The sequence below is a fragment of the Butyricimonas muris genome, assembly GCF_046365375.1.
Taxonomy (GTDB): Bacteria; Bacteroidota; Bacteroidia; order Bacteroidales; family Marinifilaceae; genus Butyricimonas; species Butyricimonas muris.
Window position 1 is genome coordinate 100215 of record NZ_JBKEIT010000009.1, and the last position, 17333, is coordinate 117547.

The window sequence follows — 17333 nt, forward strand, 5'->3', positions numbered from 1 at the left end:
ATCGTCAATCGTAATTCATAAATCGTAAATTATTTATTTTTCAATTGCTCTGCTATTCTCCGTCCCTCCCGGTCGGTCGCTATATAATCCTCCAACGTCGGCTGTCCGATGAAACTGACTTTATCCAGCGTCTTCTCTATCACGTCGGACATCGCCGTGAAAGAGATTTCCCCTTGCAGGAAGGCAGCCACCATCACCTCGTTCGCGGCATTCAACACGCAGGGGGCATTACCGCCGCGGTTCATCGCCTCGTAAGCAAGTCCCAAATTGCGGAATGTCTTTATATCCGGTTTCTCGAACGTCAAGTTAGAACACACGCTAAAATCCAGACGGGGAATATCGGAATGTACCCGTTCCGGGTAAGTCAACGCGTATTGTATAGGCAAACGCATATCAGGTACACCCAGTTGGGCTTTCACGTTCCCGTCTTGAAACTGTACCATCGAATGTACCACGGATTGGGGATGCACCAGCACTTCAATCCGCGAAGGCTCCACCCCGAACAACCACTTCGCCTCGATAGCCTCGAATCCCTTGTTCATCATCGAAGCGGAATCAATGGTCACCTTGGCGCCCATGTGCCAATTCGGGTGCTTCAGAGCTTGAGCGGCAGTTACCGTCCTTAAATACTCGTGATCTTTCCCCCGGAAAGGTCCCCCGGAAGCTGTCAACAATATCTTCTCTATCGGGTTATCATGCTCTCCCGCCAAGCACTGGAAAATTGCCGAATGCTCCGAATCCACGGGCAATATCGCCACCTTGTACTCCTCGACCAAACGATTGATCAAATCCCCGGCGACAACCAGCGTCTCTTTATTTGCCAACGCGATCGTCTTTCCCGCTTTTATCGCGTTGATCGTCGGGAGCAAACCGCTATACCCGACCATTGCCGTTACCACCACGTCAATAGTAGACGTTTGCACGACTTGAGCGATAGCGTCACTTCCCCCGTACACTTTTATATCTTCATCCCGCAACAAATCCCGCAACTCCCCCAACTTCTCCTCGTTCCCGAGCACCACCATATTAGGTTTAAATTGTTTCGCCTGTTGCGCCAACAACTCCACCTGATTATTTGCCGTGAGAACTTCCACGCGAAACCGTTCCGGGTTAGCCTCGATTACCTGTAATGTCTGTGTCCCGATAGACCCGGTCGATCCTAATATTGCTATATTTTTCATTAATTTCTAATCGTAAAAACTCTAATCACTTAAATTTAATAAACGTCTCCGGGTTCAATGCTTTCCCCCCTTGCCACAATTCAAAATGCAAATGCGGTCCCGTTGTTTCCTCCCCGGTATTTCCCACCACGGCAATAGCCTCTCCCGCTCGTACAAAATCTCCCTGCTTCTTCAACAACACCGAATTATGCTTGTATATTGAAACCAGATTCCCTTGATGCTGCACTTGAATAACGTATCCCGTCTTGATCGTCCAGTCGGTAAAGATCACCACACCATCCAGCACGGACAACACGTTAGAATTTTGCTTCGCGACCAAATCGACACCGTAATGACGGGTTCCCTCGTCAAAATGATTCGTCACGATACCGTCCAACGGTGAAAAGAAATGATAGAAATCATCATCCGAAAAACTGACTTGTCCCAACGCCAAATTATACCGCTCCTCTCTCTCCATCACCTCCCGGAAACCCGCTTCTTCTTGCGACACGCCCAACATCGTCGTGTCATAATTAATTTTTACGTTCTCGCTTGAAGCCATGTAATGAGTCGTATCCAACACCTCGTCCCTCAAAATCATCTGGATGGAACGCAGGAAACGATCTTTCTTCTCCACCTCGTTCAATAAAGAATCTACCCGTAAGGCATTCTGGGTAAGCTGTCTTCTCAACTGTTGACTAGGATAACCGGGAATAAATTCTCTCAAATTCGTGAAAGCAATTAACATGATTGTCAAAATAATCAACACCACCGCCAACGAGCTTAAAGCCGTCAGCACCTGCAAGGGGGATAGACGAAGATGCATCACCTCCTCGTAGGTAGACTCATTAAAAATGGTCAACTTGTAGCGATTCTTTAATTTATTCCAGTATTTCCGTTTCTTACTCTTCATCCGAATATTTTTAGCCTCCAAAAATAGTACAAAAATCCAATTTTCCCATCCCGAAGGTTTAGAAAGTTTATAAAGTACCCGCCTTTCGTCCGTATAACCCACAAATTGCCACACCCGCATCACGAGTCAATTCCATTTTTCCCCTCTAAAACAACCCTAATCATACTGAAGACCTACAACAAACGTAAATATATAATGAACTTATCTTACACGTCATTTATAAAATAATCTACACAAATCCAAACCAAGCAATGTCAAAAATCTATCGTCATAGGAGTTTCATGGAAGTATGATGGAAGTATAATAGAAGTATTACCCAACCAACACCCTCAAAAATAGATATAGCAACCTTCCCCGTCCCCTATCTTCTTACTAAAAACCTATTGATTTTCCCCCCTCGTTTACAATTTTGACGGGTACTGGTAGATACGCAAATGGAAATAAGGCATCACGGCAAGCAAATGATCGAAAATATCAGATTGCACTTTCTCGTAAGCCACCCACTCCTGAATGCGTGAAAAACAATAGATTTCCAACGGGATTCCCGTGGCAGACGGTTGCAATTGCCTCACCATATACGTCATATCCATATTCAGATTCGGGTTTGCTTCCAGTTTCCGAACGGCATATTGACGGAAAATCCCCAAATTCGTCAGTCGCCTCTCGTCCAACACATCCCCTTTCCCCTTGTTCTGTTCTGTCAGCACGGGAAGTATATCCTCAATATATCCCTTCAGAACGTCAGATTTTCTCAACATGGCGATCTCCTCGTCCGACAGGAAATGCACCGAATTCATATCTATATTAATAGAGCGCATAATCCGCCGTCCCGCCGATTCCTGCATTCCCCGCCAGTTCGTGAAAGAATTGGAAACCAACTGGTAAGTAGGCACTGTCGTGATCGTCATATCCCAATTTTGCACCTTCACCGTGTACAAATTGATTTCCAGCACCGTCCCGTTCGCGTTATTACTCGGCATCACGATCCAGTCCCCGATACGCACCATCTGATTGGACAACAACTGCACACCCGCGACAAACCCCAGAATCGCGTCTTTGAAAACCAACATCAATACCGCCGCGAAAGCACCCAATCCGACCAACAGATTACGGGGCGACTCCCCGATAAACACGCTCACGATCGTGATAACGACCGCCGACACCACGAATATTTTGATTACCTGCACGAACACCTTGATAGGTCTGTCGCGCGCTACCGGGTAGGACTCGTAAATCCGGTTAATGGCATCCAGTACCGTGACAATCACGTATCCCGCCACCACCAGAATCCACGCCACGATAAAACGGTGGAAAAGCTCAATATGCTCCCACTTCCCGTAAACAATCTTAAAGGCAAAATCAATAAACAGCGGGGGTATCAAGTTAAAAACTCTCTGGAAAACATGTTCATCCAAAAACACGTCATCCCACTTGGTCTTGGTACGCTTGACCACTTTGGCAAGCAACCTCATCACCCCTTTACGGAGAAAAAGAGTGAATAAAAAAGCGATCAGACAAATAACCGCGATCTGCAACATCACCTCCACGAGTGAAGCAGTTTCGGGATCTTTAATTCCCAAGTTTAGCCAAGAAAACCACTTACTTATATTTATTTTCCAAATCATACTATTCCTCTCCTTTTTTATATGCCCTATACGAGAATTGAACAGGAAAAAGTTAAGAATTACAGATTTTTCTGATTCCAAAACACCTGATAAGTTAAAATCATATTAACATATAATCTTTCCGACTACCCCGGGAAGCCTTCATTTTTCTCTATTTTTACAATTCCGCCATAAATTAACGTTAAAGATTTTAAGCGACAGGATAAATTTGCTTACACTTTACTATATTTGCAGACACAAACATTAAAACATTAAAATAATTCGTATGACAAAAAGACTATTAACCGTGTGTGCTTTATTGGCGCTACTCAGCTCTAGCTTGTTCGCCCAATATGACATGAAAGCACCACTTCCCAAAGACCCGAATGTCAGAACGGGAAAATTAGCTAACGGCTTGACTTACTACATTCGCCACAACGCGGAACCCAAGGACAGAGCAAGTTTCTACATCATCCAGAACGTGGGAGCAATCCTCGAAAACGATGACCAGAACGGATTGGCTCACTTCTTGGAGCACATGGCATTCAACGGTACCAAACACTTCCCCGGAAGAAAAGGTATCACCAATATGCTGGAAAAACACGGGGTTGAATTCGGTAGAAACGTGAACGCCTATACCGCGCAAGACGAAACCGTGTACAATATCAGTGATGTTCCCACCACGAACGAAGGACTCTTAGACACTTGTCTGCTCGTGCTTCACGACTGGTCACACTACCTTCTGCTCGTTGACGAAGAAATCGACGGTGAAAGAGGCGTTATTTCCGAAGAGTGGAGAACCAGAAGAGACGCAGGATTCCGCATGAGAGCCGTAACCATGCCGGTTCTTTTGAACGATTCCAAGTACGCAAAAAGAGATGTAATCGGTGATTTGGACATCATCAAAAACTTCAAATACCAGACTCTCCGTGATTACTATCACAAATGGTACCGTCCCGATTTGCAAGCGATTGCAGTTGTCGGAGATTTCGACGCTGAAAAAATGGAGCAAAAGGTAAAGGAATTATTCTCCAAGATCCCGACTCCGGTAAATCCTGCCGTGAGAGAAACTTTCGAAGTCCTTCCCCACGACGGAATCAAGTTCGTGTGCGCCACGGATAAGGAAGTAACCAATTCTTCCATCGCCGTGTACATCAAATACCCGGCTCCCACGAAAGAAGAAAAAGGACTGAACGAAGCCTTGAAGAAAGGACTTGTTCAATCATTCTACAACACGATGTTGGCTCAACGTATCTCCGAATTACTCCAAAAAGGTAATCCTCCCTTCATCAACGGAAGCGCAGGCTTCGCCGGTGGTATTGTGAGAGGCGTCAACGCTTATTACTTCGGGGCAACAGCAAAACCGAACGAGGAAGCTGAAGCATTGGAAGCCATCTACCGCGAAAATGAAAGAGTAAAAAGATTCGGCTTCACGCAAGGAGAACTCGAAAGAGCAAAAACAAACATGTTGGTAGGTTTGGAATCGGCTAACAAGCAAAAAGACAAAACCACTTCCGAAGACTATATCGATGAAATAAAAGAAAACTTCCTTGAAGGAGATCCTATCGTTGACTTCGATTACTATTACGAGTTCGCGAAAGCGGTTATCCCGACAATCACCGTTGACGAAGTTTCCGCGTTGGCAAAACAATATATCGTTCCGACCAACATGGTAATCATCGTGCAAGGACCGGCAGAAGGCGTGAAACACATCACGGAAGCAGAGGCCCTCGCCACGTTGAAAAAAGTTGAAGATTCTCAACTTGAACCCTATCAGGACGAATCTGCCGAAGCCAAACTGATCAACAAAGAGTTGAAAGGCTCAAAAATCATCGCTACCAAGAAATTACCGCAATTCGAAGCAGAAGAGTGGACACTGGAAAACGGTGCGAAAATTGTATTCCGCAAAGCAGATTTCGAGAAAGACCAAGTAGCCGTGGCTTCTTACAGCAAGGGGGGTACCTCTCTGTACGGTGTTGACAAATTAGCCTCCGCACAAGTTGTCGCTGATTTCGTTGGAGCTTACGGATTAGGCGACTATGATGCTATTACCTTGAAAAAATTGTTGACAGGTAAACAAGCAAACGTCGGTATCGGTATCGGCGGATTGTCAGAATCTGTCGGTGGTGGTTCAACTCCCGGGGATTTCGAAACCTTGATGCAATTAATCTATCTGAAATTCGAGGAACCTCGTTTCGACAAAGAAGTCCACAACGCGATCATGCAACGTAATTATGCGGCTATCGCGAACATGAATAACAACCCGAAAAAAATCATGCAGGACTCTATTAACATGATCATGAGCAATTACAGCCCGAGAACCCTTTTGTTTGGGAAAGAATTCTTGGATAAGATCAGTATAGAGCAAATCGAGGAAATTTATCGTGACCGTATCAAAGATATCAGCGACTTCACGTTCTTTATCGTGGGTAACATCGACGCTGAAACCGTGAAACCGTTGGTTGAAAAATACTTGGGTTCCGTGCAGTCCTTCAACCGCAAAGAGAAGTGGGTTGACAACAAGGTAAGAGGCCCGAAAGGAAAAACAGTGAAAGTGATCGAACTTCCGTTGCAAGACCCGAAAGCTACCGTTATCACGAGCTTCTCTAAAGATATGAAAACCAGTATTCACGACAATATCTGCCAAAACATCTTGAAAGGAGTACTCGATCAAAGATACCTGACAAATATCCGTGAAAAAGAAGGCGGTACCTATGGAGTAAGCGTTCAAGCCGGATCATCCAGAGAACCGTACGAAAGTTATAGCATGAGCATGATGTTCGATTGCGACCCGGATAAGGCTGACCACTTGAAATCATTAATCTATGCCGAAATCGACTTGTTAATGAAAGAAGCTCCTACACAGGAAGAGATCAGCAAGGTTATCACGACCATGAAGAAAAACCGTGAACAATCCAAACCTCACAATAACTATTGGATGAGTGCTATCCAAACTTACTACCTCCGCGGTATCGATATTACCGACCCGAAAAACTTCGATAATATCATCGACAAGATCACCCCGAAGGATGTACAGAAATTCACCAAGAAATTATTCAAGGGTGCCGACGTGGTTGACATGATGTTCATACCGGAAGCAAAATAATTATTATTTGATATAGAAAAAAGACCGCTCAAAAGCGGTCTTTTTTTTTAAAACCCTCTATATTCATCTACCATACTCAAAATCAAAGCACCGTAGCGCTCCACTATCTTTTTCCCGATTCCCGGAACGGCAAGCAATTCTTTCGTGTTTGTCGGTAGCAGATTACTGATGCCCAGCAAAGCTTTTTGCTGTAACACCGTGTACACGGGTAGTTTCAAACGTTCGGCTTCTTTATTCCGCCATGTCCGAAGCGTGGTATATAATTTCGGGTGCAATATGTCGGAGGACACTTCCGCCTTTACCGTACCCGCTTTCTTTGCCTTGATTTTCACTTTCGGGGCATCAATCAAGGCTTTTGCCTTCGCCCGTAAATAAGCGGTCACGGAGAAACCATTCCCTATCGTCTTCAAAGTCTCCATTTTCAAGGTTATTTCACCCCGGAAACGTTCCATGGCTTGTTCGACGGACTTCCTTACTTCCTTGTTGTCAATTTCCGGTATCGCTTCCTCCAGAAAGTCCCCGAAAATTGTCTTCGTGTGTTCACGAAAATAAGCCGCACCTTTACGTACCCGTTCCGCGATCACCGGATTGTTCTCGTAAACCCCGTCTTCCGGCATCAAGCCCTCCAACTGGTTTTGAAATCGCTCCGATACCATCAACAGCTCCTCCGCGCAACGGGCTCCCGCCACGCGGTAACGCTCCACCCATTCGGGATACAAGCGACGCAATTGCTCGTCCAGTATTCGGTACAAATAATGCAACCGCCAACGTATAGACTCGTAATCAAATTGTTCCAGCAACAACTCCCGGAAGTACGATTGCCGTGCCTGATGCAGCTCCTCCGTGCCGGGTTCATGTTGCTCCACCTCACTCACGAACTGATCGATAGCATTATCATTGATCAGTGAACGGGGCGTCACGAGAGAACTCAACACCAATCCCTCGAAAGTCTTGCAACGGCTCAACGCCACGTATACTTGCCCGTGAGCGAAAGCCGCATTCGCATCCACGATTGCCCGCTCAAACGTCAATCCCTGACTTTTGTGTATCGTGATCGCCCACGCCGTCTTCAACGGGTACTGGCTGAACCGCCCTTCCACCATCTCGACGATCTCCTTCGTTTCTTCGTCCAACGTGTATTTCGTGTTCGTCCACTCCTCCCGGTTTACCAGAATCCGCATCCCGTCCTCTTTCCCCACGACTTCGATCGTGTTATTGTTAATCGCCGTGATCTTGCCTATTTTCCCGTTATAATAACGTTTCTCCGGGGAGGAATCATTCTTCACGAACATCACCTGTGCCCCTTTCTTCAACACGAGTAATTCATCCGTGGGGTACGAGTACGCCGGGAAATTATCTTTTATCTCCGCCCTGAACGTGTAGGCTTGGGTATTCAATGCCGCCATTTTCAGATCATTAATCCGCTGCGCTTGATGATTATGCGTGGTCAGCGTGATATACCCGTCCTCATCCGAAGGGGTAAATCCCGGTATACATCGTTGATTCAAAGTATTCAACACGGAGGCATCAATCTGTTTTTCCCTTATCCGGTTCAACAGTTCCAAAAAGATACCATCCTGCTGACGGTACACCTGCTTCAGCTCTATCGGCACGTAACGGGTTGCCGCCAACGCCTTGCTATGGAAAAAATAAGCCGACTCGTAATGTTGTTTCAACAACATCCATTCGTCATCCTTCACCACGGGAGCCAACTGCTGCAAGTCCCCGATCAACAACAACTGCACCCCGCCGAAAGCCTCGTTACGGTTCCGGTAACGACGCAACACGTCGTCCACCGCGTCCAGCAAATCCGCCCTCACCATACTCACCTCGTCGATCACCAGCAAGTCGATCGTCTTGATAATATTTATTTTTTCCCGACTGAACTTATTCGTGAAACGAGCCTTCCCGTCATGCGTTATCACATCCGTGACACCCGGTATATACGGCCCGAAAGGCAACTGGAAGAACGAGTGAATGGTCACTCCACCCGCGTTAATCGCCGCCACACCCGTCGGAGCCACCACGATCATCCGCTTCGGGGAACGCTCTTTCAAGTTCCTCAGAAACGTGGTCTTTCCCGTTCCCGCCTTTCCCGTCAGGAACACGTTCACCCCGGTATATTCCAAGAAATTAAACGCCAACTCTAATTGTGGATTACTTTCCATGAATCAACACTTTTCGTGAATTATTACATATTCAGGTCATTACAGACGCCCTACTATGCAAAGATATGGAAAATCTACACATTTTATTAGGATTATTCGTATTATATATCTATTTTCGTGGAAATTTACATGAAATACCATCTATGAAGATTTATCATTTCTTTATGACAAGAAATTACAGGGTGAGAGGCTAACGAAGTCTGGGACTTGTTTTTCCGGCTATCTTGAGAAACTTTCCATTCACGGGAAAGATTCTATTTTCGCATTTATTATTTAAAAAAGAAACGACACATCCCGGGGTGAGATGCGTTTAAGCGTTTAAAATTCATACAAAACAACCATGAATAATTGGAAAAAAGTATTCGCTATTATATGGACAGGACAGTTTTTCTCCATTCTGACCAGTTCACTTGTTAATTTCGCTATCATATTATGGCTGACATTCGAAACCAAATCGGCTGAAACACTGGCATTTGCCACGATATCGGCCTTACTCCCGCAAGCCGTGTTAGGTCTATTCTCCGGTATCCTCATCGATCGCTGGAGCCGGAAATGGATTATGATACTATCGGATAGTTTTATTGCCTTCTGCACCTTCATTCTTGCCGTACTGTTTTACTTCGGGCAGGCAGAGGTATGGGCAATATACACGTTACTGGCATTACGTTCTGTCGGATCGGCCTTCCACATGCCCTCCATGCAAGCGTCCATCCCCTTGTTGGCACCGGAATCCCAGCTTTTACGCGTCGCGGGAATCAACCAGATCATACAATCCGTCTGCAACATCGCGGGGCCCGCTTTAGGGGCATTAGCCATCACGATGCTCGATATGACTTACGTTCTTATGCTTGACGTGGCAGGTGCGTTACTCGCTTGTACCTCGTTATTGTTTGTCACCATCCCCAACCCGAAACCCGGTGAAACGAAAACGAAATTGAACCTATGGCAAGATTTACGGGAGGCGCAAAGGGAAGTCACGAGCCATAAAAGAATGACACTCCTTTTCCTGCTTTCCATACTGGCAACTCTTTTTATCATGCCTATCAGCGTATTGTTCCCGTTGATGACTCTCAATCATTTCTCCGGAAGTGCTTACCAGATGAGTCTGGTAGAGGCAATATGGAGCGTCGGTTCCCTCGCGGGCGGACTCGTGTTAAGCCTCCGTCAATACAAGGTCAATAAAATAGTGCTGATTAATTCAATGTATATCCTGCTAGGTATATCATTCCTGTTCTCCGGGCTTTTACCGCCCACGGCGTTCGTGTGGTTCGTGATACTGACAGCCATAGAGGGCGTATCAGGCTCCGTGTACTACGCCTCGTTCATGACCGTGGTACAAACAAAAGTCAATCCCGCCGTCCTCGGTCGTGTATTTTCCATATTCATGAGCATCAGCATGTTCCCCTCCATGATCGGGCTAATGGGAACCGGATTTATCGCCGACAATATCGGCATCTCGAACACCTTCGCCATCGGCGGACTCGTTGTCTGTGCCATCGGTATTATCTCCTTCTTTATCCCCTCCCTGTTCGCGGTCGGACGATTAACTATCGAAGGAAAGACTCGAAATATTTGAGCAAGCAAAGAGGGGCTTCCGCAATGGAAACCCCTCTTCTCTCTTATTATTAATCAAATCTTATTTGTTGGCACGAGCTTTATACTCTTTCAAACCGTCTTGCAAAAACTTCACGAATGCATCCCGGTCTTTGTTATGACCTCTGGCAGGTTGCAATACATGTGGTTTCAGCTCTTTGTCACTTCCATGACGGCTATCTAGCAATATATAGTTCGGTTGAGCGTTGGATTCAAACATTTTGATCTGGAAATCAGTGTTTTTCTTTCCAAGCGTGTTTTTCTTCTTACCGTCATAGTCGGAAACATATACTTCCTCTGCCGGTAATTTGGTCTTATCGTCCACGTAGAGAGCCACAACAACATAGTCGTTTTTCAACATCTCCATCACGCGAGGATCAGACCATACACTCTGCTCCATCTCTCGGCAATTCACGCAACCGTGACCCGTGAAATCGATAAACAAGGGCTTATCTTGCGCCTGTGCGGCTTTCAGAGCCTGATTGTAATCGAAATATCCATCCAATCCATGAGGCAAGTGCAAGAAGTCGGAATATTTCACCGGCTCATCGGAAACACCGTTGGAAGATTGATTCCCCACCCGGACACCACTTTTCATGATCTCCTTGGCGTTATCGCGAACGATACGGTTAATATCGAAGTCTATCGTTTCTTGTGGCGGGAAGTATCCGGCAAGAGCTTTTAACGGCGCACCGAACATACCCGGTATCAAATAGATCACGAATGACATCGTGATAATAATCATCACCAAACGAGGAACACCTATATGAGTCAATTCACTATCGTGAGCGAATTTGATTTTACCCATCAAGTACAATGCCTGCAAAGTGAATACAGCTACCCAAATAGCGATGTAAACCTCACGGTCTAGCAATCCCCAGTGATAAGTCTGGTCGGCTACCATCAAGAATTTAAGACCTAAAGCGATCTCTATAAATCCTAATACCACTTTCACGGCATTCAACCAACCTCCGGACTTCGGAAGATTGCTCAATTTCGAGGGGAAGAACGAGAAGAACCCGAAAGGCAAAGCCACGGCGATAGAGAATCCTAACATACCGATAATCGGACGTAACACGGATCCGCGAGCGGCCTCAACCAACACGGTTCCCACGATCGGCGCGGTACAAGAGAATGATACCAGTACCAGCGTGAATGCCATGAAGAAAGCACCTACATATCCGCCCTTATCCGCTTGTTTATCTGATTTGTTCACCAACCAAGCCGGCAACACGATTTCGAACGCCCCGAAGAAGGAAGCGGCAAAAACCATGAATATGATAAAGAAGCAAATATTAGGCAGCCAGTTCGTACTCAACCAGTTGATAAATCCCGGTCCTAACAGGAAAGAGATAATCAATCCCAACGCCGTGTAAATACCGACGATGGATAAAGCGAAGAATATAGCTTTAGCTTTTGCCTTAGCCTTATTGGCATCCCCGTGCATAAAGAATGATACCGTCATCGGGATCATCGGGAACACGCAAGGCATCACGACAGCAAGCAAACCACTACCGAATGCTACCCAGAAGAATATCCACAGGTTATCGTCCTGCTCTGCATCCTTCTCCGCGGAAGCCTCAGCAACAGTAGCTTTAGCACCACCTTTGTCCTCTAACTTAATGGTAAAATCTTTTGAACCCGGCACGCAAGCACCCTCTTGGCAAGCCTGAAATTCAACACTACCGGTCACGGCAGTTACTCCCGGATCGGTAACCTTGATCTTTTGCTTTACGGTATACGTGTCCGCGAAATACAGCACATCTACCTTAAAGACATCATCGTGTTTTTTGTGCGGTTCACTCTCTACCGGAGCCCCAACCAATTCTACACCTTTACCAACTTCCTCGATCGAGATTGATGTTGGCATCGGTCCTCCTTCCGGGGTATTGATTGAATAAACCGTCCACCCGGGTTGGATTGTTGCTTTAAAGGTCAAAGTGTACTCGTTATCCCCGGTTTTCTCCTGCGAGAACGTCCAACTGGTCGGGTCGGAGATCTGGGCAAAAGCCGAGAAGGCACCCATGAACAACGTAAAGATCAACGTCAATAGTCTTTTTTTCATAAAAAATTATTTAATAAAACATCAAATTGCATGCTTCTCGAAATCGTATGCATTATCACACAGCGGACACAAAAGTACCATTAATTTGCAGTAGCGCAAATCCATGGTACTATTTTAACATCGATTTAATACGAGAAAACAAAATTGTAAGTAAAACTACCTATTCTGATTCTATTTCTCTATTAAAACGATTAAAAAACTTATACTCGTAAATATAAAAAGAAGGCACCCCGACCACTTTCAAATGTATACGATGCTTAAAAGCCCACTTCCTGCGTAGTGACCAGAAACCTTTTTTAAGATACGCCTCGATAAACGGATGTACCTTCAACACCAGATATTTAATTTTCTTCTCTTCCACGAGGTATTCCAGTTGGTCTTCAATCTTGTCGATCACCAGAATAGCGGCATCCGCTTTCCCGCTCCCGTGACAAACGGGGCAAGTTTCCGTCGTCGTCACGGTCATTTCCGGACGCACCCGCTGGCGGGTGATCTGCATCAATCCGAATTTACTTAAAGGAAGTATGGTGTGTTTAGCACGGTCGAGTTCCATCGCCGAGCGCATTTTCTCGAACAATTTTTGGCGGTTCTCCGCACTCTGCATATCTATAAAGTCGATCACGATAATCCCTCCCATGTCACGCAGTTGCAATTGGCGGGCAACCTCGTCGGCAGCAGCCAAATTCACTTCCAACGCGTTGGATTCCTGATCATCTCCCAGCTTCACGCGGTTCCCGCTGTTCACGTCGATCACGTGGAAAGCCTCAGTATGCTCGATAATAAGATAAGCACCGTTCTTGAACGAAACGGTACGTCCCAGCGAAGACTTGATCTGTTTATCTACCCCAAAATGGTCGAAAATCGGCACATCGGTAGATATATATTTCACGATATCTTCTTTCTCCGGGGCTATTGTACTGATATAGCGTTTAATTTCTTTACTCACGGCTAAATCATTGACATATATATTCTCGAACGAGGGATTCAAAATATCCCGGAGAATGACACTGGTCCGGTCTATCTCCCCCAGTATCAATTTGGGAGGTTCGATATCCCGAATATGCTTGAAAGCCATTTCAAAACGCTCCACAAGCTCTGTTAATTCACTGTCAAACAACTCCGCATTCTTCCCCTCGGCGACAGTTCTGACGATCACCCCGTAATTCTTGGGGCGTATACTTTCAATCAGTCGTTTCAAACGCTTCCGTTCCTCGACCGACTTAATTTTTTGTGACACCGATACCTTTTCAGAAAAAGGCATCAACACAAGGTGACGACCGGCGATACTTAACTCAGACGTCAAACGCGGTCCTTTCGTAGATATAGGTTCTTTCGCCACCTGCACGGCAACGTATTGTCCCACGGAAAGCACTTCCCCGATTTTCCCATTCTTGTTGATTTCCGGCTCCAGCTTCAATTTAGCGACAGGCATCCCTTTCCGGGCGATACACTGTTTGATATAACTGTCTAAAGAATAAAACTGGGGACTGAGATCAAGGTAATGTAAAAAGGCATCTTTCTCGTAGCCCACATTAACGAAAGCAGCATTCAACCCGGGCATAATCTTCTTGACTTTCCCGTAGTAGATATCCCCTACTGCAAACTTTACGCTAGTCTTCTCCGTCGTCAACTCTACCAATCGCTTGTCTTTTAACAAAGCGATCACAATTTCTTCCGCTTTTACATCTATGACTAACTCAGTATTCACTACCCGATAATTAATCTATTAATCAAAATAAACCTAAAGGCACTGTAGCCCTTAGGTTTATATTTTCTACTCACAAACGATGACTATTTCTTCTTATGTCTATTCTTTCTAAGTCTCTTCTTCCGTTTGTGAGTGGCCATCTTATGTCTTTTTCTCTTTTTTCCGCTTGGCATAATTTCACTCCTTTCTTTATTTTACTTGATCTTTAACCTGATTCACGAAACTCTTCGAAGGCTTGAACGAAGGTATATTGTGAGCCGGGATCTTGATTGTTACATTTTTGGAAATGTTACGAGCGGTTTTCTCTGCTCTCTGCTTCACGACGAAGCTACCAAAACCTCTTAAATACACATTCTTTCCATCAATTACAGAACCTTTAATCGCTTCCATGAAAGCTTCAACAGTCGTTTGTACTGCAACTTTTTCAATACCAGTGGTTCTGGAAATTTCATTCACAATGTCCGCCTTTGTCATTTTCTTTAAGTATTTAATATTCAATAATATATTTCATTTATCCTAGATTTCAGTCTGCAAATATATATCTTTTCCACAAACAATGAAACAAACTTCGCCATTTTTGTCAATATTTTTTGATGTCTATGTTATTCAAGCAAAGGATAAACCCTATAATCGTACCCGTAATAAAACAATTTTCTCATCTTTTTTCCTATATTTGTACCCGATAACAGCTAACTCGTCGTTTTTATAGTATAATTTACAATTTAATTAAAAGAAGTATGAGAAAATCTATTGTATGCGTGTTCATGATGCTTTGTGCATTACATTTATTCTCTTCCTGCAACGACGGGATTGTCAGAACATGGAAACTTAGTCAAATCAAAACGGAAGAAGTCCCGGGAGGGAAACCGAAGTTCGTGTCCGGACCTCTATTCATGACATGGGAAGCATCCAACGATGCCGTGCTGGGCTTCTTCAAAGTTACAGGCATCCCCACGATGGTCGTTCCCATGGGAAGCAGCAAGCTGGCTCAACAATTAAAAGACATCACGTTCCAGAAAGACGGTAATGTTGTTGTGACCTATGCGGTTCCAAACCAAGAGGGAACAGAACCCCAATGGGAAAAATCCAAACCGGGAATGGTTACATACAAGGTAAAAGACGATCAAATCCTCTTTTTCCCGAATGTTGACAATCTTCTGGCTTCCTTGCCGGCAGACAGCTTGAGAAACAACGCCACGCTGAACGAAGCCGTTGAAATGGTAAAGAACGGCATCCCGGTAAACTACAAGCTGGAAGGCAACACGGCGAAATTATTTATCGACAAACCTTTCATTGAAAAAATATTCCCCCTCATTCTCGCCGGACTCGATAACGTTGATCCCGCCACGATGGGAAACATGGGCGGAATGATCAAAGGATTGCTTCAAGGCATCCCCTCCGTTTTGCAAAAAACCACGAAACTGGAAATAGGGTTGAATCTGGAAAAATAATTTGACTTTATAGACTTTAGGAGCCGAAGGTTCGACATTACGGACTTTCAGACCTGATGGACGAGAGGGTGTGTTTTTACACCCTCCCCCTTATTATTCGGAAAGATTAAACTTTCTCAGTTTATTATATAGAGTGGATTTACTGATACCCAATAATTTCGCCGCATTTCTTTTGTGACCGCCGGTTTGTTTCAGTACCTGCAGGATGTGTTCTTTCTCCTTGGTTTCCTCTTCTTGCACCGAAACAGTTGTTTCCGTCTGTTCCTTTTCGCAGCTCTGGCTCTCTTTTTGTTCCTGTAATTTCTTTTCCTGTTCGAGCAAACGATCGTGAGCCGCTATCGCCTCGGGATGATTACGGCGTACAAAACCTCCCACGCTCTTGTATTGCAGTCCCAGCCGCCGGGCAATAGACTTTAGCGTTTCGGTTGTCGTTTCATACAGGCGCACCGCCTCGTCATATTTCTCCGCACTACGTGCCAAGACCGACCTGCCGTTCGATAACTTCGTCCTGCCAAGAGTTGCGGCAAGCTCCGGTTCGTGCTCGTGCAGATACTTCCTGAATACATCGGGATTCAACCCGAACTCTTTCGCCACTTCCGCCATGGGGCTCCCGGTTGCCTTCAACCGTTCGATTGCCCCGGCGTACTTTGCGGCTGTTGATTTCAAGTAACATTTTGTCCCGGTAGGACGGGTTCCCTCTCCACGCCCGTCAACATCGTGACGTTCCTCCATCAACTCCTTGTTCCACAACCGCAAATGATGGCGCAATCCCATGACCGTGACTCCTGTTGCCGCGCAAATCTCCTCCTGCGTCATGGCGGTAGTCCGGTACAGCCGTATCGCCTCACGGTACTTTTTCTCGCTCTCGGGCATGGGCTCGTGCTTCCTGCCGTTCCCTGTCAACTCTCCCCGGATCTTGTTCGTTTTTGCACGCTCGCGTTTGTTCGCCCGTGCCCGAATCAAGTCCTTATAATAATACAGCAAATGTTCCCGTAGTCCCGAGGACGAGAGTCCGTACAAGTCAGCGGTCTGCCTGATGGTATCCTCCGTGATTCGCAGGTGCTCCACGGCTTCGGCATATTGCTCCTTGCACCACGATTTCACACCCCGATGCAAGTTGTCGTTCACCCCTAAACGATGCCGTTCCTTTTCGCGTCGTTCCAGTATTTCAGGATAGTGGTTCCGTAACTGGTTACCGAGGGCGGAAGGGTTCAGTTCAAACAAGCGAGCTATCTGCGACACGTTGAACTCGATATACGCCGCATCATCGCACGCCCGAATAGCATCCTTGTATTTGGCGTGGGCAGCAGCGGTTTGCCCGCTCTTCTTCCGCAACCGGACTTGAGCTATCTCCGGACCGCACTCGACACCATTGCGTTTCAGCATCAATTGGCGATGGTAACTAGCGATATAGCGAGAAAATCCGGTGTGAGAAACCCCACACCGCCGACATATTTCGACACAGGAGAGGTCTGTGGCGACATACAATTCCAAAGCCGGACGATATTTTGCTTTTGTCTCCGGCTTGCACCCTCTCATCCGGTTACATTCGTTCTCTGTCATGG

General features: G+C 45.8%; 11 protein-coding genes. 3 read left to right on the forward strand and 8 right to left on the reverse strand.

Annotation, left to right across the window (positions count from 1 at the left end):
• Nucleotides 1–29 precede the first annotated feature (29 nt).
• The 3 genes from ACK8P8_RS15140 to ACK8P8_RS15150 all read right to left on the reverse strand — a co-directional run bounded on the left by ACK8P8_RS15140 (nucleotide 30) and on the right by ACK8P8_RS15150 (nucleotide 3698).
• Entirely contained in the window at nucleotides 30–1181 is a 1152-nt protein-coding gene (locus ACK8P8_RS15140; RefSeq protein WP_410026021.1) for a 1-deoxy-D-xylulose-5-phosphate reductoisomerase, read from the reverse strand.
• Nucleotides 1182–1206: 25 nt separating this feature from the next.
• Nucleotides 1207–2073, reverse strand: coding sequence for a M23 family metallopeptidase (locus ACK8P8_RS15145; protein WP_099290395.1), 867 nt, complete (start codon nucleotides 2071–2073; stop codon nucleotides 1207–1209).
• Nucleotides 2074–2474: 401 nt separating this feature from the next.
• Nucleotides 2475–3698 (reverse strand): mechanosensitive ion channel family protein, encoded by a 1224-nt coding sequence (locus ACK8P8_RS15150; protein WP_186977787.1) that lies wholly within the window; start codon nucleotides 3696–3698, stop codon nucleotides 2475–2477.
• Between the two features lie 265 nt (nucleotides 3699–3963).
• Between ACK8P8_RS15150 and ACK8P8_RS15155 the strand changes: the two genes are divergently transcribed.
• Nucleotides 3964–6783, forward strand: coding sequence for a M16 family metallopeptidase (locus ACK8P8_RS15155; RefSeq protein ID WP_410026022.1), 2820 nt, complete (start codon nucleotides 3964–3966; stop codon nucleotides 6781–6783).
• Nucleotides 6784–6830: 47 nt separating this feature from the next.
• Here the strand turns inward: ACK8P8_RS15155 and ACK8P8_RS15160 are convergent, their stop codons facing one another.
• Nucleotides 6831–8951, reverse strand: a complete 2121-nt coding sequence (locus ACK8P8_RS15160; RefSeq protein WP_410026023.1) for an HRDC domain-containing protein — start codon at nucleotides 8949–8951, stop codon at nucleotides 6831–6833.
• A 340-nt stretch (nucleotides 8952–9291) separates the two neighbouring features.
• Here ACK8P8_RS15160 and ACK8P8_RS15165 point away from each other — a divergent pair, with 340 nt between their 5' ends.
• Nucleotides 9292–10527, forward strand: coding sequence for an MFS transporter (locus ACK8P8_RS15165; RefSeq protein ID WP_410026024.1), 1236 nt, complete (start codon nucleotides 9292–9294; stop codon nucleotides 10525–10527).
• A gap of 60 nt (nucleotides 10528–10587) precedes the next feature.
• On the opposite strand, the gene ACK8P8_RS15170 is transcribed toward ACK8P8_RS15165, so the two are convergent.
• From ACK8P8_RS15170 to ACK8P8_RS15180, 3 genes are all read right to left on the reverse strand, one after another.
• Nucleotides 10588–12609 carry a protein-disulfide reductase DsbD family protein gene (locus ACK8P8_RS15170; protein WP_099290152.1) on the reverse strand — a complete coding sequence of 674 codons (2022 nt, stop codon included), beginning with the start codon at nucleotides 12607–12609 and terminating at the stop codon, nucleotides 10588–10590.
• A 160-nt stretch (nucleotides 12610–12769) separates the two neighbouring features.
• Entirely contained in the window at nucleotides 12770–14317 is a 1548-nt protein-coding gene (locus ACK8P8_RS15175) for an Rne/Rng family ribonuclease (RefSeq protein ID WP_099290151.1), read from the reverse strand.
• A 189-nt stretch (nucleotides 14318–14506) separates the two neighbouring features.
• Nucleotides 14507–14809 (reverse strand): HU family DNA-binding protein, encoded by a 303-nt coding sequence (locus ACK8P8_RS15180; RefSeq protein WP_444860995.1) that lies wholly within the window; start codon nucleotides 14807–14809, stop codon nucleotides 14507–14509.
• 245 nt (nucleotides 14810–15054) lie between these two features.
• On the opposite strand from ACK8P8_RS15180, the gene ACK8P8_RS15185 reads away from it, so the two are divergent.
• The gene (locus ACK8P8_RS15185; RefSeq protein WP_186977797.1) at nucleotides 15055–15768 is read left to right on the forward strand and encodes a hypothetical protein; all 714 of its coding nucleotides are present in this window, start codon (nucleotides 15055–15057) and stop codon (nucleotides 15766–15768) included.
• Between the two features lie 93 nt (nucleotides 15769–15861).
• Here the strand turns inward: ACK8P8_RS15185 and ACK8P8_RS15190 are convergent, their stop codons facing one another.
• On the reverse strand, nucleotides 15862–17331 hold the full coding sequence (locus tag ACK8P8_RS15190; RefSeq protein ID WP_255469591.1) for a helix-turn-helix domain-containing protein: 1470 nt from the start codon (nucleotides 17329–17331) through the stop codon (nucleotides 15862–15864).
• Nucleotides 17332–17333 lie beyond the last annotated feature (2 nt).

Excerpts from the sequence above, each read along its gene's own strand:
- ACK8P8_RS15165 (WP_410026024.1), top strand. The coding sequence starts at position 9,292 with ATGAATAATTGGAAAAAAGTATTCGCTATTATATGGACAGGACAGTTT.
- ACK8P8_RS15150 (WP_186977787.1), bottom strand. The coding sequence starts at position 3,698 with ATGATTTGGAAAATAAATATAAGTAAGTGGTTTTCTTGGCTAAACTTG.
- ACK8P8_RS15160 (WP_410026023.1), bottom strand. The coding sequence starts at position 8,951 with ATGGAAAGTAATCCACAATTAGAGTTGGCGTTTAATTTCTTGGAATAT.
- ACK8P8_RS15140 (WP_410026021.1), bottom strand. The coding sequence starts at position 1,181 with ATGAAAAATATAGCAATATTAGGATCGACCGGGTCTATCGGGACACAG.
- ACK8P8_RS15170 (WP_099290152.1), bottom strand. The coding sequence starts at position 12,609 with ATGAAAAAAAGACTATTGACGTTGATCTTTACGTTGTTCATGGGTGCC.
- ACK8P8_RS15155 (WP_410026022.1), top strand. The coding sequence starts at position 3,964 with ATGACAAAAAGACTATTAACCGTGTGTGCTTTATTGGCGCTACTCAGC.
- ACK8P8_RS15190 (WP_255469591.1), bottom strand. The coding sequence starts at position 17,331 with ATGACAGAGAACGAATGTAACCGGATGAGAGGGTGCAAGCCGGAGACA.
- ACK8P8_RS15145 (WP_099290395.1), bottom strand. The coding sequence starts at position 2,073 with ATGAAGAGTAAGAAACGGAAATACTGGAATAAATTAAAGAATCGCTAC.
- ACK8P8_RS15185 (WP_186977797.1), top strand. The coding sequence starts at position 15,055 with ATGAGAAAATCTATTGTATGCGTGTTCATGATGCTTTGTGCATTACAT.